Raw genomic sequence first — 21,726 nt, forward strand, 5'->3', positions numbered from 1 at the left:
GCGGTCCGTCGGCGGGGTCAGATGATCCCGGTCTCGCGGGCGGCCTTGATGAAGGCGTCGGCGGCGAAGTCGATGTCGGCCTCGGTGTGCCGGGCGGTGATGGCGATCCGCAGCCGGGCCAGGTCGTTGGGCACGGCCGGGGTGACCACCGGCAGGCCGATCACACCGTGCTTGCGGGAGAGGGTGGCGAAGTCGTACGCGGCGTCGTCGGAGCCGGCGATGACCGGGACGACGGCGGTCTCGCTGTCGACGGTGGAGATCCCGGCGGCGTGCAGCAGCCCGCGGAAGCGCTCGGACTCGCGCTGGATGAACTCCACCCGCCACGGCTCGCGCTGCAGGATCCGCAGGGACTCCAGGGCGGCGGCGGCCTGGGCCGGGCCGAGGGCGGCGGAGAAGAGGAAGGGCCGGGAGGCGTACTTCAGGTGGTGGATGAGCTCGGCGGGGCCGGCGACCCAGCCGCCCATGGACGGGATGCCCTTGGAGAGGGTGCCGACCTTGACGTCGACCTTCACCTCGTAGTCGAAGTGCTCCTCGATGCCGCGGCCGGTCGCGCCGATGACGCCGAGGGCGTGGGCCTCGTCGACCATCAGCAGCGCGTTGTGCGCGTCGCAGACCTTGCGCAGCTCCACCAGCGGGGCGATGTCGCCGTCCATGGAGTAGACGGAGTCGACGATGACCAGCCGTACCCCGGTGTCGGGGGTGGAGGCCAGGCGGCGCTCCAGGTGGGCGACGTCGTTGTGGCGGAAGCGGACGACGCTCGCGCCGGAGAGCTTGCAGCCGTCGACGATGCTGGCGTGGTCGTACTTGTCGATGAAGACGGTGTCGCCGGGGCCGACGAGACCGCCGATGACGCCGGTGTTGGCGGCGTATCCGGAGCCGAAGACGATGGCCTGCTCGCGGCCGGCGAACTTGGCGACCTCGGCCTCCAGTTCCTCGTGCAGCGGGGTGCTGCCGGCCAGCGCCCGGACGCCGTGGTTGCCGGTGCCGTAGCGGTCGACGGCGGCCTTGGCGGCGGAGACGACCCGCTCGTCGCCGGCGAGGCCGAGGTAGCTGTAGCCGGACATCATCAGCAGCCGCTGGCCGTCCTGGTCGGCGTAGGCCGAGTCGCGTTCGGCGGTGTACGCCACGAAGCTGTTCTTGCGGGCCGGCTCGTACTCCAGCTGGGCGACCCGGTTGCGGAAGTAGGCGAGCTTCGGCTCCAGGCGGGCCCAGGCAGCGGATGTGTTCACGAGCTTCTCCTCCATCGACTCGTCGACCGGACGTCCGGCGGACCCGGAACTCCATCGGCGCCCCGCCGTTCTTCCGGCCGGGCTCTAGCGGAATTCCATTAAGGCTCGGAGGGCGCAATAGCGGCGCAAGAGGAAGTCCGGTGCGGGGCAAGTGTGTTGATGGATTCCGGCTCGAATACGAGGTCGCGGCGGCGGCCGGCCGTTGACACGTGAAGAACCGGCGCCGGTATCTTCGAAACCGCACGAACTAGGGGGACACGGCCGGAAGCCGACCGTTTTCGGAGAGTGCATAGTGCTGATCAGACTCGTAGGTCTTGTCACGATCGAGCCGGACGGAGCTCCGCCGCAGCACCTCTCCAGCGCCCAGGCACAGGTGGCCTTCGCCCGTCTGCTCATCGAGCGGGCCACGGGCACGGACCGCGACCAGCTGGCCGAAACCGTGTGGCCCGAGGGGCTGCCGGACACCTGGGCCTCGGCGCTGCGCAGTGTGGTGAGCCGGGTGCGTACGTTCGTGACGACCCCGCAGGACCAGCCGGGGGTCACCCCGCTGGTGGCACAGGGCGGACGCTACGTGCTGCGACTGCCGCAGGACGCGGCCGTGGACGTGGAGTGCGCCGAGACGGCGGTGGCGGAGGCGTCGGAGGCGTACGCGGAGGGCGCGTACGCGGTGGCGCAGCAGCTGGCCGCCGGGGCGGTGTCGAACCTGCGCGGCTCGTTCCTGCCCTCGCACGAGGGCGAGTGGGTGACGGCCATGCGCGAGCAGCTGGAGGAGCTGCGCCTGAAGGCCCTGGAGACGGCGAGCCTGTCCTCCTCCGCCCTGGGCGACGAGCACCACGCGCTGCGCTACGCGGAGGAGGCGGTGCGCCGGGCGCCGTTCAGGGAGAGCGCCTACCGCTGCCGGATGGCGGCCCACACCCGGGCCGGCAACCGTGCGGAGGCCCTGCGCAGCTACCAGCAGCTGCGGGAGGTCCTGGCCGAGGAGCTGGGCATCGACCCGGCCCCGGAGACGGAGGCGGCCTACCTGGAACTGCTGCGCACGCCGGAGCCCCGCCGCGACCGGGGCCCGCGCCCGTTCACGTACGTCGACCCGGTCCTGATGGGCATGTTCGAGGTCGACCGCGCCGCGGCCCCGCAGCCGTGCTCCTTGTCGGACCACGGGTGCACCACGCACCGCCGGGTGGCGTAAGCCCCGGCTCCCGTCAGGGGTTCAGGTCCAGGACGCGGACCGGTTCGCCCGCCCAGCGCTTGGGTTCCGTCGTGGCGACGAACGCGCCGTCCGGACGGTCGGGGCTCGGCTGGGCCGCGTGCAGCGTGTGGGCCAGGGCCCACGAGTCCTGCCGGGCCACCGCCAGGACGGCGGGCAGATCGAGGTCGAGGAGGGTCAGCCCGGGCAGCGCGGCCAGGTGCTCCGCCGTGCCCGGGCGGGCCCGGCCGGCCTCGACGAGCGCGCAGGCCGGCGCGTAGAGGAACCAGCCGGGCTGGGTGTGTGCCCGGTGGATCAGCCGGGAGGCGTTCGCGTTTCCCGTGCCCGCCGCGGCCAGGGCGGTCTCGTCGAGGACGATGTGCAGTGGATCGGTCACCGGCCCATCGCCTTCGCGATCCGCCGGTTCAGCTCGCGGTCGAGCTCTTCCTCTTCGCTCGGCGTCGGGTCGTACCCGTTCCACGCCTTCAGGAGCTCCCGGGCCCGCTGGGCACGCTCCGCCCGCTCGGCCGGCGTGAGCAGCGACTCCGCCAGCCGGGACAGGTAGGCCCGCAGCGACATCCCCTCGGCAGCGGCTACGGCGGCGAGCCGGTCCCTGGCCTCTTCGGAGATCCGGATGTTCGCGTCAGGCACGGCGGTGCTCCTTCCCAGTGACCCAGCCTAGGGGGTACGGGTACGGGTACGTATCACTCGGACGGGTGAACATCCGGACCCCCGGCCCGCCCCCGACCCCCGCCCCGCCCCCCCGCCTTGCCCCCCAGGCACGCCCGTGGCCCCGGCCGCCCCGGGGGGAAGGGGGCGGCCGGGGCCGGGTGGGGGAGAGGCACGGGCGGTGGGGATCAGGTGATGGAGACGCCCGAGTCGATGCTGACGACCTGGCCGGTCATGCAGTCCTGGTCCAGGAACAGCCCCACGCTGCGCGCGACCTCCTCGACCGTGACGAACCGCGGGATCGGGGCCTTGTCCTCCATGCCCTCCTTGACCCGGTCCGGCAGGTCCTGCGTCATGCCGGTGATCATGAAGCCCGGGGAGAGGGCGTTCACGGTCACCCCGCGCCGGCCGCACTCGGCGGCCAGCGTCCGGGTGAAGCCGATCAGGCCGGCCTTGGACGCGGAGTACGCCGTCTGGCCCGCGGTCGCGATGATCCCGGACGGGGACACCACGTTGATCACCCGGCCCCACCGCTTGCGCAGCATCGCGGGCACGGACACCCGGGCGGTGTGGAAGGAGCCGATCAGGTTGGTCTGGACGACCTGCGCCCAGTCGGCGGGGTTCTGCATGGCCATCAGGCTGTCCTTGCGGATCGCCCCGTTGTTGACCAGCACGTCCACCGGGCCGAGCGCGGTGGAGATCTCCTCGTACAGCTTCTGCGTGGCCTCCCAGGAGCCGACGTCGCCGGTGACCAGCACCGAGTCGTTCGTCAGCTTCTCCTGGACGGCCAGCGCCGCGTCCCGCGAGCTGTTGTAGTGGACGGCGACCCGGCAGCCGAGCGCGTCCAGCTCCAGGGCGAGGGCCTGGCCCAGGCCCCCCGAGGCGCCCGTGACGAGCGCCACCGGGGACTGCGGGCGCTCACCCGCAACGTTCTTGCTCATGCCGCGACACCGCCCCACTCCATCAGGATCGAACCCCATGTCATGCCGGCGCCGAAGCCGGCCAGCAGGACCTTGTCGCCCGCCTTGATACGGCCCTCCTCCAGGGCCTCGGTCAGCGCGATCGGGATCGACGCCGAGGCGGTGTTGCCGTACTTCTGGAGGTTGGTGATCAGTGCCTCGGGCCGCAGCCCGGTGTGCGACACGATCGAGTTGATGATGCGGATGTTGGCCTGGTGGGGGACGACGTGGTCGACCTCGGCCGCCGCCACCTTCGCGTTCTCCAGCGTCTCGCGCACCGTGCGGACGGTGTAGCGGACGGCGTTGAGGTAGATCTCGTTGCCGTTGATCTGCGCGTAGTGCAGTCCGGCGTCCAGGGTCTCCTGGGTGGTCGGCATCCGGCTGCCGCCGGCCAGCACCTTCAGGGAGCCGGTGCAGGAGCCGTCCGCGCCCAGGTTCCAGGCCTTGACCCGGTTCTCGGCGCCCGGCTGGAGCACGACCGCGCCCGCGCCGTCGCCGACCAGGATGGACAGGTCCCGGTCGGCCGGGTTGGCCGTCAGGGTGTGGGTGTCGGAGCCGATCAGCAGGATCGGCCGCGGGTCGATGGCGATCAGCGCCATCGCCGAGACGAGCCCGTAGACGAAGCCCGCGCACTCGGAGTTCACGTCGTGCGCGCTGCCGGCGATGCCGAGCTCGTGGTGGACGAACGCGGACGTCGCCGGCGACGGCTGCTCGGGCGTGGCGGTCGCGACGATGAGGTGGGCGATGTCGGCGCCGGTCAGGCCCGCCTTGTCCAGCGCGCGCCGGCCGGCCTCGACGGCCAGGGAGGCGGTGGTCTGCCCCGGGTCCACCGCTCGCCGCTCACGGATGCCGCAGCGGCTGACGACCCAGTGCTCGTCCACGCCGAAACGCTCCGCGAGTTCCGCACTGGTGACGATGCGCTCGGGTACGGACATGCCCCACCCGGTGATGTCGAAGCCGGTCACGTGGCTGGCCCCGCCTTACGCCTGCGCCGGGACGAGCTCGACGATCTTCGCGTACACGTCGCGCAGCGTGGTCGTGTCGTCGAGGTCGGCGAAGAGGGACTCGTCGGCCGGAATGTGCGGGTACTGGTTCTGGAAGCCGTACAGCCACTCCATCAGGTCCAGCGAGTCGACGTCCGCGATGTGCTGGAGCGGGGCGTCGGGGCTGACCTCCGCGGCACCCGAAACGGCCTCAAGCTGGCTCGCCAGTTCTTCGATGGTGGGCAGCGACATGGGGTCGGTCCTCTCTCGGCAGTACAACTCGGCGGTGCGTGACGTGTTTTCCGAAGCGATGAAATCCCCGCCCCCGCAAGGAAGGCGCAAGACGGATCCCGGCCGGGCCCCCGCCGGGCCGCCGCGGGGAATTCCCCGCGTCTTGCGCCTGCCTTGCGGGGCATCCGGTTTCCTCGGACGCGAATTCACCACGGCACCCGAACCGCCACATCACGGCACTGCCCGAGCCGGACAGGAAATGAGGACCACAGGATGACAACGGTCGCCCCCAAGTCGGTGGACCCCGAGGTCGACGCGATCAGGCACCACTACGAGGTCAGCAACGACTTCTACCGGCTGCTGCTGGGCCCCACGATGATGTACTCCGGCGGCTACTGGGAGGAGGGCGAGGACCTCGTCGCCACCCTCGACGAGGCCCAGGAGCGCAAGCTGGACAAGTTCGCGGAGCTCGCGAACGTGCGGGCCGGCGGCGCCAAGCGCGTGCTGGACATCGGCTGCGGCTGGGGCACCATGCTCAACCGCCTCACCACCGTCCACGGCGCCGAGGCCGGGGTGGGCCTGACCCTGTCCCGCACCCAGGAGGCCTTCATCGACGGCCTGGGCAACCCGCGGATCACCACGCTGGTGCAGAGCTGGGCGGACTACAAGGTCGCCGACGAGTCGGAGAAGTACGACGCCGCGTTCTGCATCAACGCCCTGGAGCACTTCGTCTCCTCCAACCTGCCGCCGAAGGAGCGCACCAAGCGCTACCGCTTCTTCTTCCAGCAGGTCGCGAACGCCCTCAACCCCGGTGCCAAGTTCGTCCTGCACACCATGACCGCCGAGGCGCTGCCGATGAACCGCGCGCTGCTCGACGACCTGAAGTTCCTGCAGCGCTCCGAGTTCGAGGGCTGCCACATCCCGCACCTGAGCGAGCTGAGCGCCGCCGCCGAGGGCCTGTTCGAGATCGACGAGATCGTCAACGAGCGCGAGTCCTTCGCCATGGCCTGCCGTGCCTGGCTGGTGCTGCTCGCCGAGCGCCGCGACGAGGCCGTCGCCATGGAGGGCGAGGAGGTCGTGTCCCGCTTCGAGCGCTACCTGGACATCTTCGCCTACACGCTCGAGGACAAGTTCTTCAACAACTTCCGCGTCACCATCACGCGCCGCTGAGGGAGGCCGACGTGACGAGCATTCTCGAGCCGGCCACGGACGGCGGGGCGCGTCCGGCCACCGAGCCGGCCCCCGGCGGCCGCGGCCCGACCCGCCACCTGCGGGTCGCGGTCATCGGCACCGGCTTCTCGGGCCTGGGCACCGCCGTCCGGCTGCTGCAGTCGGGCATCGAGGACTTCCTGGTGTTCGAACGGGCCGACGAGGTCGGCGGCACCTGGCGCGACAACAGCTATCCGGGGTGTGCGTGCGACGTCATGTCCCACCTGTACTCCTTCTCGTTCGCCCAGAACCCGAACTGGAAGTCCACCTTCGGCAAGCGCGACGAGCTCTACGCCTACCTGCGCGAGACGGCCGACCGCTTCGGCGTGCGCCCGCACATCCGCTTCGGCCACGAGCTCCTCGCCGCCCGCTGGGACGAGGGCGAGCGCCACTGGCGCATCGAGACCTCGCAGGGCGAGTACACCGCCCAGGTCCTGGTGACGGGCACCGGCTACCTGAGCGAGCCGGCCGTGCCCGACATCAAGGGCATCACCTCCTTCGAGGGCAAGGTCTTCCACTCCTCGCGCTGGGACCACGACCACGACCTGACCGGCCGCAACGTCGCCGTCATCGGTACGGGCGCCAGCGCCATCCAGTTCGTCCCGCAGATCCAGCCGCAGGTCGGCCGGCTGGACCTGTACCAGCGCACGCCCCCGTGGATCGGCCCGAAGAACGACAAGCCGACCACCCCGCTGCAGGCGAAGCTGCTGCGCTCGCTGCCCGGCTACCAGAACTTCCGGCGGAACTTCAACATGTGGGGCCGGGAGATCCTGGCCTTCGTCATGGCCCGCCCGAAGGTCGCCGGCAAGATGCAGAAGATGGCCTCGGACCACCTGAAGAAGTCGGTCCCGGACGAGGCCCTGCGGGCCAGGCTCACGCCCGACTACGTGATGGCCTGCAAGCGGCTGCTGTTCTCCAACACCTGGTACCCGGCGATCCAGCAGCCCAACGTGGACCTCGTCACCGACGGGATCGCCGAGGTCCGGGCCCACTCGATCGTCACGGAGGACGGCACCGAGCGGGAGGTCGACACGATCATCCTCGGCACCGGCTTCCAGGCCACCGACCGGCCCGTCGCGCGCCGGATCTGGGGCCGGGACGGGATCGCGCTGCGCGAGGCCTGGAAGGACGGCAACGGGATGGCCGCGCACCGCGGCACGACCGTCGCCGGCTTCCCGAACCTGTTCATGCTGCTCGGCCCGAACACCACCTTGGGCCACTCCTCGCAGGTGGTGATGATCGAGGCGCAGATCCAGTACGTGCTGGACGCGCTGAAGCAGATGGACAAGCGGGGCCTGGCCAGCGTGGAGGTGCGCCGCGAGGCGCAGGACGCCTGGAACAAGGCCCTGGACGCCAAGCTCGACGGCACGGTGTGGAACGCCGGCAACTGCAACAGCTGGTACCTCGACGCCAGCGGGCGCAACCCGTCGATCTGGCCGACGTACACCTGGCGCTTCCGCCGGGCCACCAAGCGCTTCGACCTGAGCGAGTACCAGCTCGCCTCGCGGGTGCGCACGGCCGAGCCGGCCGCTCACCAGTAGGACGACGTACGCCATGGGAATTGGGAGACGCACGCAGATGAGCTCTACCCCGAGAACCACCGCCGGTGACACCGCCACGCAGCCCTCGCGACGCGGTCTGCTGCGCGGCGCGGCGGCCGCCGCCGTCGCCGTGGTCGGCTGGAACGCCGTCGACCAGACCTGGGCCACGGCCGCCGAGGCCGGCAAGCGGGACGTCGTTCCGGTGCCCAACCTGGTCGGCACCCTGGAGACGTCCGACGCCACGGTGAGCGCGTTCAGCCACGACTTCGGTCACTTCTTCGACAACGCCAAGCCGTGGGCGGTCCTGCGGCCCGGCTGCGTCCAGGACATCGTCACGATCGTCAACTACGCCCGGGTCAACGGGATCAAGGTGGCGGTCAACGGCCAGGGCGGCACCGGCACCGACCTCGAGTCGCACTCGGTGTACGGGCAGGCCCGGGTGCCCGGCGGCATCTCCATCGACGCCAAGGGCATCTCCAAGATCCTCTCCATCGGCAACGACTACGCGGTGGTCGAGGCCGGCGTGACCTGGGGCCAGCTGACCGACGCCACCCTCGCGCTGGGCAAGACGCCGCCGGCGCTGCCGGACTACCTGTACATCTCCATCGGCGGCACCCTGTCGGTCGGCGGGATCGGCGGCACCGTGCAGAAGCACGGCCTGATGGTCGACACCGTGCAGGCCATCGACATCGTCACCGCCGACGGCAAGCTCGTCACGGCCACCCCGTGGCTGCGGGCGGACCTGTTCAACGCGGCCCTCGCGGGCGCCGGCCAGGTCGGCATCATCGTCCGGGTCAACGTCAAGCTGGTCCCGGCGCCCAAGCGGGCGGTCGTCTTCAGCCTCTTCTACGCCGACCTGGAGACGTACCTCGCGGACTCCGAGAAGGTCATGGCGGAGGGCCGCTTCCAGGTCCACGCGGGCGAGATGCTGCAGAAGCCCGACGGCTCGGGCTGGCGCTACAAGATGGAGGTCGGCGCCACCTACGACACCACCGCGCCGGACCGCGACCGGCTGCTGGCCGGCCTGCGCGACGTACGGTCGGACGCGGTGATCGAGGACGTGACGTTCCGCGACTACATGTTCCGGCTGGACGCGTACGAGGCGTACCTGAAGTCCTCGGGCCACTGGTACACACCCAAGCCGTGGCTGAGCATGTTCCTGCCGGCGTCGAAGACGAAGACCTTCATGCAGCTGGTCGAGCGGGAGCTGACCGCGGACTCCCTCGGCGGGGGCTTCCTGCTCTTCTACCCGTACTACACCTCGAAGATCAGGCGCCCGCTGGCAGTGCAGCCGGCCGAGTCGGTCGGTTACCTCTTCGACCTGCTCCGCTTCCCCAACCCCGGCGACACCGGCGTCCAGGCCATGCTCGACCAGAACCGCCGCCTGTACGACATCGCGGTGTCCATGGGCGCCAAGCGCTACCTGGTGGGCTCCATCCCGAACATGACCCAGGCGGACTGGAAGGCCCACTACGGCAACCGCTGGGCGGCGTTCGCCTACGCCAAGAAGAAGTACGACCCGACCAACATCTTCACCCCCGGCCAGGGCATCTTCACCTGACAGCCCCGACCGGACGCGTGAGTCCCGGCGGCGGGGACGGGGACGAGGGACCCCGCCCCCGCCGCCCTCTTTTCTCTGGAGGCTTCGCCCATGACCCCGTACGACCTGATCGACGAGGCGGTGATCGACGCCCCGGCGGCCGCCGTCTGGGACGCGCTGATCACCGAGTTCCGCGGTGCCAAGCAGTGGTGGGTCCCGCACAACACCTTCGCCACCGTCTCCGGCTCCCCCGACGCGGTCGGCGGTGAGGTCGCGGTCACGGTGCACACCAAGGGCGTCGACAACGGCGGCCTGAAGCTGCGCTTCACCGCGCGCACCACGGCCGTCCAGCCCGGCCGCCGGCTGGACATCGCGTACGTGGACGGGGTCTTCCGCGGGCCCAGCACGTTCACGCTGGAGCCGCTGGCCGACGGGCGCACCCGGCTGGCCATGCACTTCACGGCCCGCCCGCACGGCTGGCTGAAGCTGCTGTCGAAGGTGGCCGACCTCGGCGCGGAGCACTCGCGCGGCACCCTGGCCGCCTTCGCGTCGCTGAACCGGCACCTCGCGGGGGTCGCGGCATGACCACGGCCGCGGACCCGGTCCGCACCACCCGGGAGCTGACCGTCCGTACGGACGACGGCGCCGACCTCGCCGTCACCGTCCTGGCCCCGCTCGCCGGGACCGCCCCGGCGGCCGACGTGGTCCTGGTGCACGGCTGGGCGCACTCGCGCCGCGCCTGGGGCACCGTCGCCGACCGCCTGATCCGGGCCGGGCACCGGGTCGTCCTGTACGACCTGCGCGGTCACGGCGCCTCCACGCTCGGCCGCACCCCGGTCGCGCCGGAGCGGCTCGCCGCGGACCTGGCGGCCGTCCTCGGGGAGACGCAGGCGCGCGAGGCGGTCGTCGTCGGCCACTCGGGCGGCGGCTTCACCGCGCTGACGTACGCGGCCGCGCACCCCGAGGCCGCGCGGCTGCGCGGCCTGGTCCTGCTCGGCACGGCGGCGCACGGCCAGGACACCCCGGACAGCGAGGTCAAGATGATGGGCAGCGGCTTCTTCAGCTGGGCGCTGTCCCGCCCGGCCCTCGGCCGCAAGCTGCTGGCCGCCAACACCATGGGCAAGCGGGCCGACCGCTGGGCCCGGGAGCTGAACCGCCAGCTCTTCGCGGCCACGCCGCCCCGGATCCGGGCGGACTACTTCCGCTGCACCCGCGGCTGGGACGTCCGCGCGGCGCTGGCGTCGGTCCGGGTGCCCGCGGTCGTGCTCCACGGGGACCAGGACAAGGTGATCGACGTCGCGCTGGCCGAGACCCTGGCGGACGTGCTGCCCGCCGCCCGCTTCGAGGTTGTACCGGACACCGGTCACATGCTGCCGCTGGAACGCCCCCTGCTCGCGGTCTCGGCCGTGGCCGAGCTGACCGCGCGCGGACGATGATCGAACGGCTCCTGCCGCCGGGCGTCACGTCGTCGGAAGCCTTCGACGACGCGGCGCCCGCCCCGCTGTTCCCCGCCGAGGCCGCCTTGATGGAGGGCCGCCGGGCGCGCCGCCGACGGCAGTTCGCGACGGCCCGCGCCTGCGCCCGGCGCTGTCTGGCGGCCCTGGGCCGCGCGCCGGCACCGCTGCTGCCCGGCCCGGGCGGCGCCCCGCAGTGGCCGGCCGGCGTGGTCGGCAGCATCACCCACTGCGACGGCTACCGCGCGGCGGTCGCCGCCCCGGCGGACACGGTCGCGGCCCTGGGCATCGACGCGGAACCGGCGGGCCCGCTCCCGCCCGGCGTCCTCGGGCTGATCACCTCGGAGCCGGAACGCGCGCACCTGCGCGCCCTGGCGTCGGCGGACCCGGACACGCCCTGGGAGCGGGTGTTCTTCTCGGCCAAGGAAGCGGTGTACAAGGCGTGGTACCCGGCGACGGGCACCTGGCTGGGCTTTCGCGACGCCACCCTCGCCCTCTCCCCGGCCGGCACCTTCACCGCGACCCTCCACCTGCCGTCGCCGCCGGTCGACCCGGTCTACGAGGGCCGCTGGCTGGCCACGGAAACCCTGGTGATCACGGCGGTGGCCCGCGGTTAGAGTGCCGCCATGAGCACGCCACATCTGCGCCTGGAGCCGGTCACCGCCGCCAACTTCGAGGCCGTCCAAGCCGTTTCCGTCCGCCCCGACCAGGCACACCTGGTCTCCCCGGTCGTGAAGTCGCTCGCCGAGGCCTACGTCCACCCCGACATGGCCTGGCCGCGCGCGATCGTCGCCGGCGAGGAGGTGGTCGGCTTCGTGATGGCGTTCCTGGACCACCGCTGGAACGACGATCCGTCCGACGTCCGCTCGGGCCTGTGGCGCCTGAACATCGACGCGGCCCACCAGGGCAAGGGCTACGGCACCTTCGCCGTCGAAGCGGTCTGCGCGGAACTCCGCCGCCGCGGCACCCCGAAGGCCTACGTCACCTGGCACACGGGCCCCCACACCCCGGAACCCTTCTACGCCTCCCTGGGCTTCACCCGCACCGGCGAGATGGTGACCGACGAACCGGTCGGCGTCCGCGACCTCACCCCGCGCTGACCGGCCGGTCGAGGCCCCGACGTCCCGGCCGACGGGCCCGCACGCCGCCGCCCGGCCCCGAAGGTGTCCCTCACGGCGCCGGCAGGACCACCGTTCGGGGGGACGGGGTGGCCGGGTCGGGAGCGGGTGGGCGGGGGGTGCCGTTGCGGAAGTCCTGGGGGCTGACGCCGCGGACCCGTTTGAACGCCGTGGACAGGGCGAACGCCGAGCTGTAGCCGACGCGGCGGGCCACCGTGGCGACCGTGGCGTCCGGCTCGCGCAGCAGGTCGGCCGCCAGGGTCAGCCGCCAGCCCGTCAGGTACGCCACGGGCGGCTCGCCCACCACCTCGGTGAAGCGGCGGGCCAGGGAGGCGCGCGAGACACCGACCTTGAGCGCGAGCTCCTCCACCGTCCAGCCGTGGGCCGGGTTCTCGTGCAGCAGCCGCAGGGCCGGGCCGACCACGGGGTCGCTCTGGGCGCGGTACCACATGGGCGCGCCGCTGCCCGGGGCGGCCAGCCAGGCGCGCAGCACCCCGATCAGCAGCAGGTCCAGCAGCCGGTCCAGGACGATCTCCTGACCCGGCTCGTCCTTGCCGATCTCCGCCGTCAGCAGGGTGATCAGGGTGTGGTCCGCCGCCTCCGCCGGGCGGACCAGCAAGGTGGGCAGGGCGCTCAGCAGCCGGCGGCCGATCTCGCTCGGCGCCTGGTAGGTGCCGCTGAGCATCACCGCCGAACCGGCGTCCTGGAGCGGATCCCCCCAGGTGCGCACGCCCAGCGACATGGTCTCGGTGACGTCCTCGCCGTCCTCGGTGCTGCACCGCTGCTCGGGCCCGACCCGGATCTGCACGGGCGTGCCGGGGGAGTCCGCCACCGTGTACGCGTCCGGGCCGCGGACCACCGCCACGTCCCCGGGCCGGACGAGCACCGGCGCGCCCTCGTCGGGCAGCAGCCACGCCTGGCCGTGCACCATCGTCACCACCGACAGCGGCGCCCGGTCCTCGACCCGCAGCGACCACGGCGGATTGAAGACGGACTTCAGCAGGAACGCGCCGCGGGCCTTGGGCCCTTCGAGCAGTCCGGTCAAGGTGTCCACCGGTCCATCCTCCCTCCCCGAGGAGCACGGGGAAACACGGGGAAACACGTGGAGCGCCCGCTCTCCCGCGGGGGACGGAAGAGAGAGCGGGCGCCGTTCACGGGGGTCGAGCAGGGTGCCGCACGGCAGCGGCCCGGCGGCCGATCAGGCCGAACCGCGCCCGTGCAGGGTCAGGGCGCGGCCGAGCGCCGTCAGGGCCGCCGTACAGGCCAGCGTGCGCACCACGTTGTACGTCGTCCAGCGGCCGCCGAAGCGGGACCGGGCCGCGGACAGGTCCGCTCCCGCCCGGGCCAGCTGGTTGTTCAGCGGGATGTTGACGATCGCGGTCACCAGCAGCGACAGCCCGTACAGCGCGAACGCCAGCCAGCCCCAGCGCGCCGCGTCGGGCCGGCCACCGCGCTGCTGCTGGGCGGCCGCCACCCCGGTGGCGAGGAACGCCCCGAGGAACAGCAGCCCGAACAGCCCGTTGTCGATGGCCTCGTTGATGTTCCGCATGGCCGTGACGTACGTGTGGTCGTCCCCGCGGCCGAGCCCCGGCATCACCGAGATGTCGAACGCGAAGTACAGCCCGGCCATCAGCCCGGTGCCGACGGTCGCCGCCACCAGGGTCGCGGACTGGGTGGTCGTACTGGTCACGTCAGGATTCCCTTCAGCGTGCGCTCGTAGCGCCGGCGCAGCAGCGTCGATCCGACCAGCCGGACCGGCGGCGGAATGGTCGCCGAGACGTACGCGACCGAGGCGCGCGGCGCGCCGTCGAACATCCACGGCTGGAGGTAGGTGATCACGCGCCGCGGCGCGGTCCCGATGAGCTTGCGCTCCTCCGCCAGGTACGCCCGCTCCCCGAGCCGGTCGAACACGGGGAAGACGACCCGCTCCTCGGCGGCGAGGTGGTCGCGCAGGACCGTCTCGAAGTCGGCGGCGGCGCGCACCAGCCCGTCCCCGCCGCGGGCGACCGCGGTGGACACCGCCCGCATGGCCGCGTCCAGCTCCTCGTGGTCCTCGTGCAGCTCCCGCGCCTGCGCGTCGAAGTCGGCGTCACGGGCCCGCAGTCCGGGCCACAGGACGTCGTCCTCGCTGGTGTGGTGCCATTCGATCACCTCGCGCAGCCGCTGCCACCACTCGGCGCCGCCGCCCTTCCAGGAGGCTGCCGCCGCCCGCAGCCGGGCCGCGTCGCGGCGCATCGCGATGTGCATCAGGGCGAAGCCGTGGAAGTGGGCCGGCAGTGCGGCCAGTCCGTGTTCGCTGGAGAAGGTCGGCTCGGGCATCGGGGCCTCCTTGCGGTGCGTGGTCGGTCCCGGGTGACCCGTCCCCGGGGCCCGGCGGGCGGCGGCCGTACCAGAGTCGCCGCCCGGCCGGACCGGGGTGGTCGAGAGGACCGGTGAGGCGTCAGACGTTCCAGACGCCGGTGGCCGCCGCCTCGCGGGCGAAGTCGGAGAAGTCCTTGGGCTTGCGGCCCAGGGCCTCCTCGACACCGTGGACCAGGTGCGCGTTGCGCCCGTCCAGGATCATCGTGAACAGGTCGGCGAAGTCCTCCGGCAGACCGTTCTCGCGGAGCACCGCGCGGTACTCCTCGTTGGTGACGGAGATGTACTTGATGTCGCGGCCGGTCGCCTTGGACAGCTCGGCGGCGACGTCGCTGTAGCTGAGCAGGCGCGGGCCGGACAGCTCGTAGGTCTTGCCGATGTGCTTGTCGTCGGTCAGCGCGGCCACCACCACGTCGGCGATGTCGTCGGCGTCGACGAACGCCTCCACCGCGTCCCCGGTCGGCAGGGCGATCTCGCCGGCCAGCACGGGCTCCAGGAAGAAGCTCTCGCTGAAGTTCTGGTTGAACCAGCTGGAGCGGACGATGGTCCAGTCCGCGCCGGAGGCCTTCACGTGGTTCTCGCTGACCTCGGCGGCCTCCTCGCCACGGCCGGACAGCAGCACCAGGCGGCGCGCGCCGGCCGCGACGGCGGCCTTGGAGAACTCCGCCACCTGCTCGGCGGCGCCCGGGAAGGCGAGGTCGGGGTAGTAGGTGATGTAGACCCGGTCCACACCCTCCAGGGCGGGCCCCCAGGTGCTGGAGTCCTCCCAGACGAACGGCGGCTCGCCGCTGCGGGAGCCGATGCGGACGGCCCGGCCCTGGGCGGTGAGACGTTCGGCGACACGACGGCCGGTCTTGCCGTGACCGCCGATGACGAGGGTGATCTGCGCGTTCTGCGTGTTCTGAGTCATGAGTACAGTCAAGTCCACTCTCGCGAGACGGGCCATAGCCACAAAGCTCAGTTCCATACGCGTGCGTCTACGAGTTGGTCAGGATCGTCGACTCGCATGCGCCGCGGAGAGTGCGGCTGCGGCATGAGCCCGAGAATCGTAGGCATGCCCGGACGGGGTGGGCCACAGCATCCCGAGTGGTCCTCAACGGCTCCTGGAGCGGGTCTTGAGCGGCTCACGAGCCCACGCCGAGCGACCCCTGACCGGCTCCCGACCGGCCCTGTACGGCCAAGACTCCAGCGCTTCTCCAAGCGTTCCCGACACCATCGGTGTTCGCCAGTACCGACCCGAGGTCCGGGAGGCCAGATGAACCCCACTCCGGAGCAACCGGAGCTCGAACAGCTGTCCGCCGAGCTGGCCGGGCTGCTCGAACGGCTCGGGCTCGACCCGGCCGGCGAGCGCCCCGCGCGCCGCGATCGCATCGACGTCCGTTTCGCGGCCGTGGCCGCCGCCCATCCGGGCCGGATCGCCGCCCAGGACGCCGAGGACACGGCGACGTACCTGGAACTGGAGCTGCTGGCCGACGACATCGCCCGCCGGCTCAGCGGCCGCGCGGGTCCCGGCGAGGCCGTCGCGGTCCGCGCCCGGCGCACGTGCGCGGCGGCCGCGGCGGTGGTGGGCGTGATGCGCTCGGGCGCGGCGGTCCTGCCGCTGGAGCCCGGGCACAACCCGGGCCTGCAGGAGTTCCTGATGCGGGACTCCGGCGCCGAGATGGTCCTGTCCGACAGCGGACTGCTGCGCGACGAGATCCCCGTCGCCAAGGCCGGCCCGTTCGTGGTCGCCGTCCGCCCGGAGCAGGCCGTACGCCGGCAACTGCCCGAGCGCACGGCGTTCCTGGCCCTGCCGTCCGCGGGCGGCAACCCGGGCCGCGCCCTGTCCGTGGAGCCGGTCACCCACCTGGACGTGCTGTCGTGGGTGGACGTGGCCCTGCCCACGCTGGAGGCCGGCCCCGACGACGTGTGGACGTCCTACCACTCCATGAGCCTGGACCTCGGCATGCGCGAGATGTGGGGCCCCCTGCTGTCGGGAGCACGCGCCGTCGTCGTGGACCGGGACACCGCCTGCGACGCGCGGGAGTTCGCCCGCACCCTGACCGCGCACGGGGTGACGGTCCTGACGCAACTCCCCTCGGCCCTGGCCCGCCTGACGACGGCGGCGGCCGGCACCCGGATCCCGTCGCTGCGGCACGTGGTCCTCGCGGGCGAGCCCGTCCCGCCGAGCTGCCCGGCCGCCTGGCACACCGCCGCGATCGCCCCCCAGGCCACGGTCTGGGACCTGACGGGCCCCCCGACCCGCGTCTGACGGGGCGGACCACCGCCGGAAGGGCCCCGGGAGACCAGAGTCTCCCGGGGCCCTTCCGGCGGGATCAGAAACGATTCGGCGGGATCGGGAAAGACCCAGCGGGGTCAGAAGTTCCCCAGCCCGCCGCACACGTTGAGCGCCTGGGCCGTGATCGAGGCCGCCAGGTCGGTGGTCAAGTAGCCGACCAGCCCCGCGACCTCCTCGGGCGTCGAGTAGCGCCCCAGCGGGATCTTCGCCTCGAACTGCTCCTGGACGTACTCCTCCGTGGTGTCCCACGCCGCGGCGTACCCGCTGCGCACCCGCGCCGCCATCGGCGTCTCGACGTACCCCGGGCAGACCGCGTTCACGGTGACCCCGGTCGGCGCCAACTCCTTGCCGAGCGCCTTGGTGAAGCCGACCACGGCGTGCTTGGACGCCGAGTACGGCGCGCCCAGCAGCACGCCCTGCTTGCCCGCGGTGGAGGCGATGTTGATGATCCGCCCCCAGCTCGCCCGGCTCAGCCCGCCGTGGTTCAGCACCTCGCGGGTCAGCAGGAACACGCTGTTGAGGTTCGTGTCGATGACCTCGTGCCACAGTTCGTCGGTGATACCGGCCGTGGCCCCGCCGCCGCTGCGCCCGGCATTGTTGACCAGGATGTCCACCGTCCCGCCGTACGTCTCCACGGCCGCCGCGACCAGCTCCGCCACCGCGCCCCGGTCCCGTACGTCGCAGGCCGTGCCCTCCACGGTGAGGCCCTCGGCGCGCAGGTCCTCGACGGTCTGCTTGACGGCCGGCCCGGTCCGCGCGCACAGGAACACCCGGTGCCCGCGCGCCCCCAGGTCCCGGGCGACGGCCAGCCCGATGCCGCTGGTCGCCCCGGTGACCAGGGCCACCGGCCGTTCCGGTGCCCTGCCCGTCGTCCTCGCCGTCCCTGCTGTCATCGGGCCCCCTCCCTCGCTCGCGTCGACGTCCCGGCCACTCGCGTCGACGTCTCGACGATGGCGCGATCCACTCGGGGCGCGCCGGAAGCCGGGTGGGGCCGGAGCCGCAGCGGGGCCAGTGCCCGGGCCAGGGCGTCCTCCGTCAGCTCCGGCCCGCCGGCGGCGACGTACCCGTCCGGCCGCACCAGGATCCAGCCGCCCGCCGCCAGCCCGAGCGCCTGCCGCAACCGGCCGCGCCCGTCGACCAACGGCCCGGGCACCGGGCCGGACACGGTCCCGCGCCCGGCCGGACGCCCGGCTCCGCCGGCCGTCCCGCGACCGGCCCGCCCCGCCGGCCGCCGTCCACCGAGGACGGTCCGCACCGACAGCCACGCGCCGTGACGGGCGTGCGCGGCCGCGGCGGTCCCGGCCGCCTCCCCGGTGCCTTCGGGCACGTACAGCAGCGACCAGCGCACATCGCGCAGCTCCGCGGCGAAGGCGGCGATGCCCGGGTCCCCGGGGAACCGCGCGGCGGCGACGGCCGCCCGCGACCCGGGCACCGGCCCCGCACCGCCGCCACCGGCGGCGGGCACGGACGCGGACGCCGACGCGGACGCGGACGCGGACGCGGTGGTCAGCGAACTGTCCGCGTACCCGAGCCGCAGCCCCGACATCCCGCCGAGCACCTTGCGCTGCACCGCCCGGCGCAGCGGCGCGGCGTTGCGCACGGCGCCCATCACCAGCGGCAGCGCCAGCCCCGCCAGCGCGTTCTTGAACTGCACCAGGTACGTCGCCTGCCGGGTCGAGCCCAGCAGCGCCCGCCCCACCGGCACCCGCTCCTCGTCGTAGGTGTCGAGCAGCGCACGCCCGGCGTGGCCCCGCCCGACCATGGCGAGCTTCCACGCCAGGTTGTACGCCTCCTGCACGCCGGTGTTCATGCCCTGCCCGGAGGCCGGGCTGTGCACGTGCGCGGCGTCACCGGCGACGAACACCCGGCCCTCGTGCATCCGCGGCACCATCCGCTGCTGGAAGGTGAACACCGAGGTCCACGACGGCTCCCCGACCCGGACCTCCCGCCCCAGCCCGGCCGACAGTTTGGCCGAGAACCGTTCGGCCACGGGCCGGGGATCCGCCCCCGGCCCGGCCGGCGCGGTGTCCAGCAGCCGCCAGCGGCCCTCCTCGCGGTACGGCACCATCATCAGGGCCTGGCCGCCGGTGTGGACCCAGTAGATGGTGTCCTGCGGCAGGTCCACGGCCACGGGTGCGTCGGCCAGTTCCCACGTCTCGCGGGACTCCCCGAGCAGCGGCAGGCCGAGTGCCTTGCGGACCGTGCTGTGCCCGCCGTCGCAGCCCACCAGCCACGGCACGGCGAAGCTCTCCCTCCGCCCGTCCGCGTGCTCCAGCAGCACCCGGACCGCGTCCGGGCCCTGCGTGAACGAGGTGAGCCGCACACCCCACTCGACCCGCACGCCGAGCCGGCCGACGGCCTCGCGCAGCAGCTCCTCGGTGCGGGTCTGCTCGATGACGACCGTGTACGGGTAGCGGGTCGGCATGGTCGCGTAGTCGGCGTCCAGCCGCACCAGTCGGCGCCCGCCCGCGTACATGGTGAAGGCCCGGTTGGGCCGCCCGGCCCGCAGGACCGGGTCGATCACGCCCATCTGGTCGAACGTCTCCAGGGTGCGCGGGTGCACGGCCACGGCCCGGCTGGTCGCCGCCGGCCGGGACGCGGCGTCGACGAGCCGGACGGCCAGCCCCCGCCGCGCCAGTTCATGGGCGGCGGTGAGCCCGACGGGCCCGGCCCCCACGACCAGCACCTCGGCCGCGTGACCCCCGCTCCCGGCCGGTTCAGGCCGCATGCGCCGGCTCCGGCACGACGGCCGCGGGCGTCCGCCACGGCCCCTCCTCGACCGTCCGGAACAGCCCCGGCTCGGGCGTGGCCAGCGCCGCGAGCGGGCCGACCAGCTCACGGAAGGTCTCGCTGGTCATCGCGGCCCGGTGGGAGGCGGCGTCCACCCACTCGGCGATCTCGACGAAGACGTTCGGCTCGCCGAGGGAGTTCAGCGTCCGGTGCGCGATGTGGCCCGGCTGCGCGCTCATGAAGGCGGAGATCCTCTCCTTCGCGGCCAGGAACTCCTCGATGTCGCCGTGCACGGTCAGCTTGTTGACGAAGGTCACCACGGGGAACTCCCTGACGTAGAAGGAACGGGAACGGGAACGGGAACAGCGGCAGGGGCGGGAACAGCAGCGGGAACAGGGACGGCAGCAGGGACAGGGACGGAAGGAGGGCCGGAAGGAGGGCCGAAGCCGGAAGCCGGGCCCGCCCCCCGGCCGGTCTCGACGGCCGCCCGGGTCCGGATGCTCATCGCCAGCCCCCGCCGCGCCGGCTTCCCCACGGGCGTGCGCGGCACGGCGTCCAGGACCTCGACGCGGCGGATCTGCTCGAAGGGCGCGAGCCGCTCGTTGGCCCGTTCCACGATGGAGTCCAGGACGTCGAGCAGCCCGGGCTGGGCGGGATCGCGCAGCACGATGCCGGTCCACACCACCGCCCCGTGCACGGGGTCGGGCCAGCCGACGACGACGCAGTCGGCGACCCGCTCGTCCGCGGCGACGACGGCCTCCACGGCGGTCGGCGAGACCAGCTCGTTGTCGTACTTGAACACGTCGCCGAGCCGGTCCACGAGGAACAGCTCGCCCTCGGCGTTGAGATAGCCGACGTCGCCCGTGGAGAACCACCCGCCGTACCCGACCTTGGCCGGGCCGAGGCAGTCCAGGTACCCGGCCATCAGCTGCGGCCCGCGCACCTGCACCTCGCCGGTGGCGTACGGGGCCAGCGGGCGGCGGGTGTCCAGGTGGACGATCCGGCACTCGGTACCGGGCACGGCCGGGCCGACGGCGGTGCTGCGCGGGCGGTCGTAGGCGTCGCGTTCGTCGTACGGCGGCTCGGCGGCCGGGCGCCGGCAGTGGCTGAGCGGGGACAGCTCGGCCATCCCGTAGCCCTGGACGACGGGGACGCCGAGCCGGCGGCGCAGGGTCCGGGCGGCGGCCGGGTCGAGGGCGGTGCCGCCGGACAGGACGGCGGTCAGCCGCGGCCCGGCGGGCACGCCCTCGATGCTGACCTCCTCGGCGTCGTGCAACTGGGCGGCCAGCCGGTGCAGCCGGGCGGGCAGCCCGTAGTAGTGGGTGGCGCCCTCGCGGGCGGCGACGGCCAGCGAGGCCAGGGGGTCGGGATCGGTGCACAGCACCTGGCAGGCCCCGGCGAACACCGCGGAGTTCAGGTGCATGACGTGGAGGAGCGGCAGGTGGTTGAGCGTGACCGACTCACGTCCGAGCTCGTGGACGGCGGCGGTCTGGGCCGCGTTCGCGACGAGGTTGCGGTGGGTCAGGCGCACCCCGCGCGGCCGGCCGGTGGTGCCGGTCGTGAACTGGATGCAGACCACGTCGTCGAGGTCGGGGGGCGGCACGGGCGCGGAGGCGGGAGCGGAAGCGGAGGTGCCGGGAGGTCCGGCGGGCCCGGGCGCCTGCCGCTCCCCCGCCGCGGGGGCCGGCAGCGCCCACCACCCGTCCGGCCCGTCCGCGGGCGTCACCACGGCCCGCAGCTCGGGAAGTCGGTCGGCGAGCCCGGCCAGCAGCCGCGCGGTCGCCTCCGGTACGAAGGCCAGTTCGACGGCGGCCGCGGCGCACACGTGCGCCAGCCCGGGCTCCTTGAGCAGCGGGTTCACCAGGACGGCGGTGTTGCCGCTGCGGGCGGTGCCGTAGAAGGCGGCGGCGAAGGAGGCGTCCAGGACGTTGGCGACGCCGATCCGGGCCCCGCGCCGCCCGACCGCCCGCTCCAGGTGCCCGGCGACCCGGTCGGCCTGCGCGTCGAGCTCGGCGAAGGTGACCGCCGGGCGCCCGTCGTCGGAGCGGATCGCCACACCGTCCGGGTCCCGGCGCGCGGCGCGCCGCAGCAGCCCGTCGAGCGGCAGCTCGGGGTAGGGGAAGACCGGCACGTCTCTGCCCTCCTGGGGACGCGGGTGTTCCCACGGTCCGCGCCGGTGCTCGAAGCCCGCCGGAGAGCCGCTCGACGTCCGCCGGAGACGCCCCGGACGACGCCCCGCCCCGA

At 73.2% G+C, this 21,726-nt stretch carries 23 protein-coding genes; 9 read left to right on the forward strand and 14 right to left on the reverse strand.

Annotation, left to right across the window (positions count from 1 at the left end; genetic code table 11):
* Nucleotides 1-17: 17 nt before the first annotated feature.
* Nucleotides 18-1,229 (reverse strand): aminotransferase class I/II-fold pyridoxal phosphate-dependent enzyme, encoded by a 1,212-nt coding sequence (locus LG632_RS03950; RefSeq protein WP_226725213.1) that lies wholly within the window; start codon nucleotides 1,227-1,229, stop codon nucleotides 18-20.
* A gap of 292 nt (nucleotides 1,230-1,521) precedes the next feature.
* Between LG632_RS03950 and LG632_RS03955 the strand changes: the two genes are divergently transcribed.
* On the forward strand, nucleotides 1,522-2,415 hold the full coding sequence (locus LG632_RS03955) for an AfsR/SARP family transcriptional regulator (RefSeq protein WP_226725215.1): 894 nt from the start codon (nucleotides 1,522-1,524) through the stop codon (nucleotides 2,413-2,415).
* Between the two features lie 13 nt (nucleotides 2,416-2,428).
* Here the strand turns inward: LG632_RS03955 and LG632_RS03960 are convergent, their stop codons facing one another.
* The 5 genes from LG632_RS03960 to LG632_RS03980 form a co-directional block, all read right to left on the reverse strand.
* Nucleotides 2,429-2,809, reverse strand: a complete 381-nt coding sequence (locus LG632_RS03960) for a PIN domain-containing protein (RefSeq protein ID WP_226725217.1) — start codon at nucleotides 2,807-2,809, stop codon at nucleotides 2,429-2,431.
* Nucleotides 2,806-3,063, reverse strand: coding sequence for a hypothetical protein (locus LG632_RS03965; RefSeq protein ID WP_226725218.1), 258 nt, complete (start codon nucleotides 3,061-3,063; stop codon nucleotides 2,806-2,808). The genes LG632_RS03960 and LG632_RS03965 overlap by 4 nt, the downstream gene beginning before the upstream one ends.
* A gap of 206 nt (nucleotides 3,064-3,269) precedes the next feature.
* Complete coding sequence (locus tag LG632_RS03970) at nucleotides 3,270-4,022, reverse strand: SDR family NAD(P)-dependent oxidoreductase (protein WP_226725220.1); 753 nt, start codon at nucleotides 4,020-4,022, stop codon at nucleotides 3,270-3,272.
* Nucleotides 4,019-5,005, reverse strand: a complete 987-nt coding sequence (locus LG632_RS03975) for a 3-oxoacyl-ACP synthase III family protein (protein ID WP_226725221.1) — start codon at nucleotides 5,003-5,005, stop codon at nucleotides 4,019-4,021. The genes LG632_RS03970 and LG632_RS03975 overlap by 4 nt, the downstream gene beginning before the upstream one ends.
* 15 nt (nucleotides 5,006-5,020) lie before the next feature.
* The gene (locus LG632_RS03980) at nucleotides 5,021-5,275 is read right to left on the reverse strand and encodes a hypothetical protein (RefSeq protein WP_219665194.1); all 255 of its coding nucleotides are present in this window, start codon (nucleotides 5,273-5,275) and stop codon (nucleotides 5,021-5,023) included.
* Between the two features lie 252 nt (nucleotides 5,276-5,527).
* On the opposite strand from LG632_RS03980, the gene LG632_RS03985 reads away from it, so the two are divergent.
* From LG632_RS03985 to LG632_RS04015, 7 genes are all read left to right on the forward strand, one after another.
* Nucleotides 5,528-6,424, forward strand: a complete 897-nt coding sequence (locus LG632_RS03985) for a class I SAM-dependent methyltransferase (RefSeq protein ID WP_226725223.1) — start codon at nucleotides 5,528-5,530, stop codon at nucleotides 6,422-6,424.
* Between the two features lie 11 nt (nucleotides 6,425-6,435).
* Nucleotides 6,436-8,004: a flavin-containing monooxygenase gene (locus tag LG632_RS03990; protein ID WP_226725225.1), complete on the forward strand. Its 1,569-nt coding sequence runs from the start codon at nucleotides 6,436-6,438 to the stop codon at nucleotides 8,002-8,004.
* Nucleotides 8,005-8,041: 37 nt separating this feature from the next.
* On the forward strand, nucleotides 8,042-9,565 hold the full coding sequence (locus LG632_RS03995) for an FAD-binding protein (RefSeq protein ID WP_226725227.1): 1,524 nt from the start codon (nucleotides 8,042-8,044) through the stop codon (nucleotides 9,563-9,565).
* Between the two features lie 90 nt (nucleotides 9,566-9,655).
* Complete coding sequence (locus LG632_RS04000) at nucleotides 9,656-10,129, forward strand: SRPBCC family protein (RefSeq protein ID WP_226725229.1); 474 nt, start codon at nucleotides 9,656-9,658, stop codon at nucleotides 10,127-10,129.
* Nucleotides 10,126-10,980 (forward strand): alpha/beta fold hydrolase, encoded by an 855-nt coding sequence (locus tag LG632_RS04005; RefSeq protein WP_226725230.1) that lies wholly within the window; start codon nucleotides 10,126-10,128, stop codon nucleotides 10,978-10,980. Before LG632_RS04000 ends, LG632_RS04005 begins: the two co-directional genes overlap by 4 nt.
* A complete protein-coding gene (locus LG632_RS04010; protein ID WP_226725232.1) occupies nucleotides 10,977-11,615 on the forward strand; it encodes a 4'-phosphopantetheinyl transferase family protein in 639 nt (212 codons plus the stop codon). The genes LG632_RS04005 and LG632_RS04010 overlap by 4 nt, the downstream gene beginning before the upstream one ends.
* Before the next feature lie 9 nt (nucleotides 11,616-11,624).
* Entirely contained in the window at nucleotides 11,625-12,098 is a 474-nt protein-coding gene (locus LG632_RS04015) for a GNAT family N-acetyltransferase (RefSeq protein ID WP_226725234.1), read from the forward strand.
* Nucleotides 12,099-12,168: 70 nt separating this feature from the next.
* Here the strand turns inward: LG632_RS04015 and LG632_RS04020 are convergent, their stop codons facing one another.
* The 4 genes from LG632_RS04020 to LG632_RS04035 form a co-directional block, all read right to left on the reverse strand.
* Complete coding sequence (locus tag LG632_RS04020; RefSeq protein ID WP_226725236.1) at nucleotides 12,169-13,170, reverse strand: AraC family transcriptional regulator; 1,002 nt, start codon at nucleotides 13,168-13,170, stop codon at nucleotides 12,169-12,171.
* 144 nt (nucleotides 13,171-13,314) lie between these two features.
* On the reverse strand, nucleotides 13,315-13,806 hold the full coding sequence (locus LG632_RS04025; protein WP_226725239.1) for an anthrone oxygenase family protein: 492 nt from the start codon (nucleotides 13,804-13,806) through the stop codon (nucleotides 13,315-13,317).
* Complete coding sequence (locus tag LG632_RS04030) at nucleotides 13,803-14,435, reverse strand: hemerythrin domain-containing protein (protein ID WP_226725241.1); 633 nt, start codon at nucleotides 14,433-14,435, stop codon at nucleotides 13,803-13,805. Before LG632_RS04030 ends, LG632_RS04025 begins: the two co-directional genes overlap by 4 nt.
* 121 nt (nucleotides 14,436-14,556) lie before the next feature.
* A complete protein-coding gene (locus LG632_RS04035; protein ID WP_226725243.1) occupies nucleotides 14,557-15,384 on the reverse strand; it encodes an NmrA family NAD(P)-binding protein in 828 nt (275 codons plus the stop codon).
* A gap of 345 nt (nucleotides 15,385-15,729) precedes the next feature.
* On the opposite strand from LG632_RS04035, the gene LG632_RS04040 reads away from it, so the two are divergent.
* Nucleotides 15,730-16,725, forward strand: a complete 996-nt coding sequence (locus LG632_RS04040; RefSeq protein ID WP_226725245.1) for an AMP-binding protein — start codon at nucleotides 15,730-15,732, stop codon at nucleotides 16,723-16,725.
* 104 nt (nucleotides 16,726-16,829) lie between these two features.
* Here LG632_RS04040 and fabG read toward each other — a convergent pair whose 3' ends face one another.
* Genes fabG through LG632_RS04060 form a run of 4 tightly spaced genes read right to left on the reverse strand, consistent with a single transcriptional unit; the run spans nucleotide 16,830 to nucleotide 21,613 of the window.
* On the reverse strand, nucleotides 16,830-17,645 hold the full coding sequence (fabG, locus tag LG632_RS04045) for a 3-oxoacyl-ACP reductase FabG (RefSeq protein ID WP_226725247.1): 816 nt from the start codon (nucleotides 17,643-17,645) through the stop codon (nucleotides 16,830-16,832).
* A complete protein-coding gene (locus tag LG632_RS04050; protein ID WP_226725249.1) occupies nucleotides 17,642-19,480 on the reverse strand; it encodes an FAD-dependent oxidoreductase in 1,839 nt (612 codons plus the stop codon). Before LG632_RS04050 ends, fabG begins: the two co-directional genes overlap by 4 nt.
* A complete protein-coding gene (locus tag LG632_RS04055; RefSeq protein ID WP_226725251.1) occupies nucleotides 19,470-19,802 on the reverse strand; it encodes an antibiotic biosynthesis monooxygenase family protein in 333 nt (110 codons plus the stop codon). The genes LG632_RS04050 and LG632_RS04055 overlap by 11 nt, the downstream gene beginning before the upstream one ends.
* Nucleotides 19,796-21,613 (reverse strand): class I adenylate-forming enzyme family protein, encoded by a 1,818-nt coding sequence (locus tag LG632_RS04060; RefSeq protein ID WP_226725253.1) that lies wholly within the window; start codon nucleotides 21,611-21,613, stop codon nucleotides 19,796-19,798. The genes LG632_RS04055 and LG632_RS04060 overlap by 7 nt, the downstream gene beginning before the upstream one ends.
* Between the last annotated feature and the right edge of the window lie 113 nt (nucleotides 21,614-21,726).

Origin of the sequence: Streptomyces antimicrobicus (assembly GCF_020532625.1) — a bacterium.
Lineage (GTDB): Bacteria > Actinomycetota > Actinomycetes > Streptomycetales > Streptomycetaceae > Streptomyces > Streptomyces antimicrobicus.

What these genes read in the sequence shown, in the direction of transcription:
- LG632_RS04005 (WP_226725230.1), top strand. Translation starts at nt 10,126, where the DNA reads ATGACCACGGCCGCGGACCCGGTCCGCACCACCCGGGAGCTGACCGTC.
- LG632_RS04000 (WP_226725229.1), top strand. Translation starts at nt 9,656, where the DNA reads ATGACCCCGTACGACCTGATCGACGAGGCGGTGATCGACGCCCCGGCG.
- LG632_RS04050 (WP_226725249.1), bottom strand. Translation starts at nt 19,480, where the DNA reads ATGCGGCCTGAACCGGCCGGGAGCGGGGGTCACGCGGCCGAGGTGCTG.
- LG632_RS03970 (WP_226725220.1), bottom strand. Translation starts at nt 4,022, where the DNA reads ATGAGCAAGAACGTTGCGGGTGAGCGCCCGCAGTCCCCGGTGGCGCTC.
- LG632_RS04040 (WP_226725245.1), top strand. Translation starts at nt 15,730, where the DNA reads ATGAACCCCACTCCGGAGCAACCGGAGCTCGAACAGCTGTCCGCCGAG.
- LG632_RS04035 (WP_226725243.1), bottom strand. Translation starts at nt 15,384, where the DNA reads ATGACTCAGAACACGCAGAACGCGCAGATCACCCTCGTCATCGGCGGT.
- LG632_RS03995 (WP_226725227.1), top strand. Translation starts at nt 8,042, where the DNA reads ATGAGCTCTACCCCGAGAACCACCGCCGGTGACACCGCCACGCAGCCC.
- LG632_RS04030 (WP_226725241.1), bottom strand. Translation starts at nt 14,435, where the DNA reads ATGCCCGAGCCGACCTTCTCCAGCGAACACGGACTGGCCGCACTGCCG.
- LG632_RS03985 (WP_226725223.1), top strand. Translation starts at nt 5,528, where the DNA reads ATGACAACGGTCGCCCCCAAGTCGGTGGACCCCGAGGTCGACGCGATC.
- LG632_RS04010 (WP_226725232.1), top strand. Translation starts at nt 10,977, where the DNA reads ATGATCGAACGGCTCCTGCCGCCGGGCGTCACGTCGTCGGAAGCCTTC.
- fabG (WP_226725247.1), bottom strand. Translation starts at nt 17,645, where the DNA reads ATGACAGCAGGGACGGCGAGGACGACGGGCAGGGCACCGGAACGGCCG.
- LG632_RS03980 (WP_219665194.1), bottom strand. Translation starts at nt 5,275, where the DNA reads ATGTCGCTGCCCACCATCGAAGAACTGGCGAGCCAGCTTGAGGCCGTT.
- LG632_RS04015 (WP_226725234.1), top strand. Translation starts at nt 11,625, where the DNA reads ATGAGCACGCCACATCTGCGCCTGGAGCCGGTCACCGCCGCCAACTTC.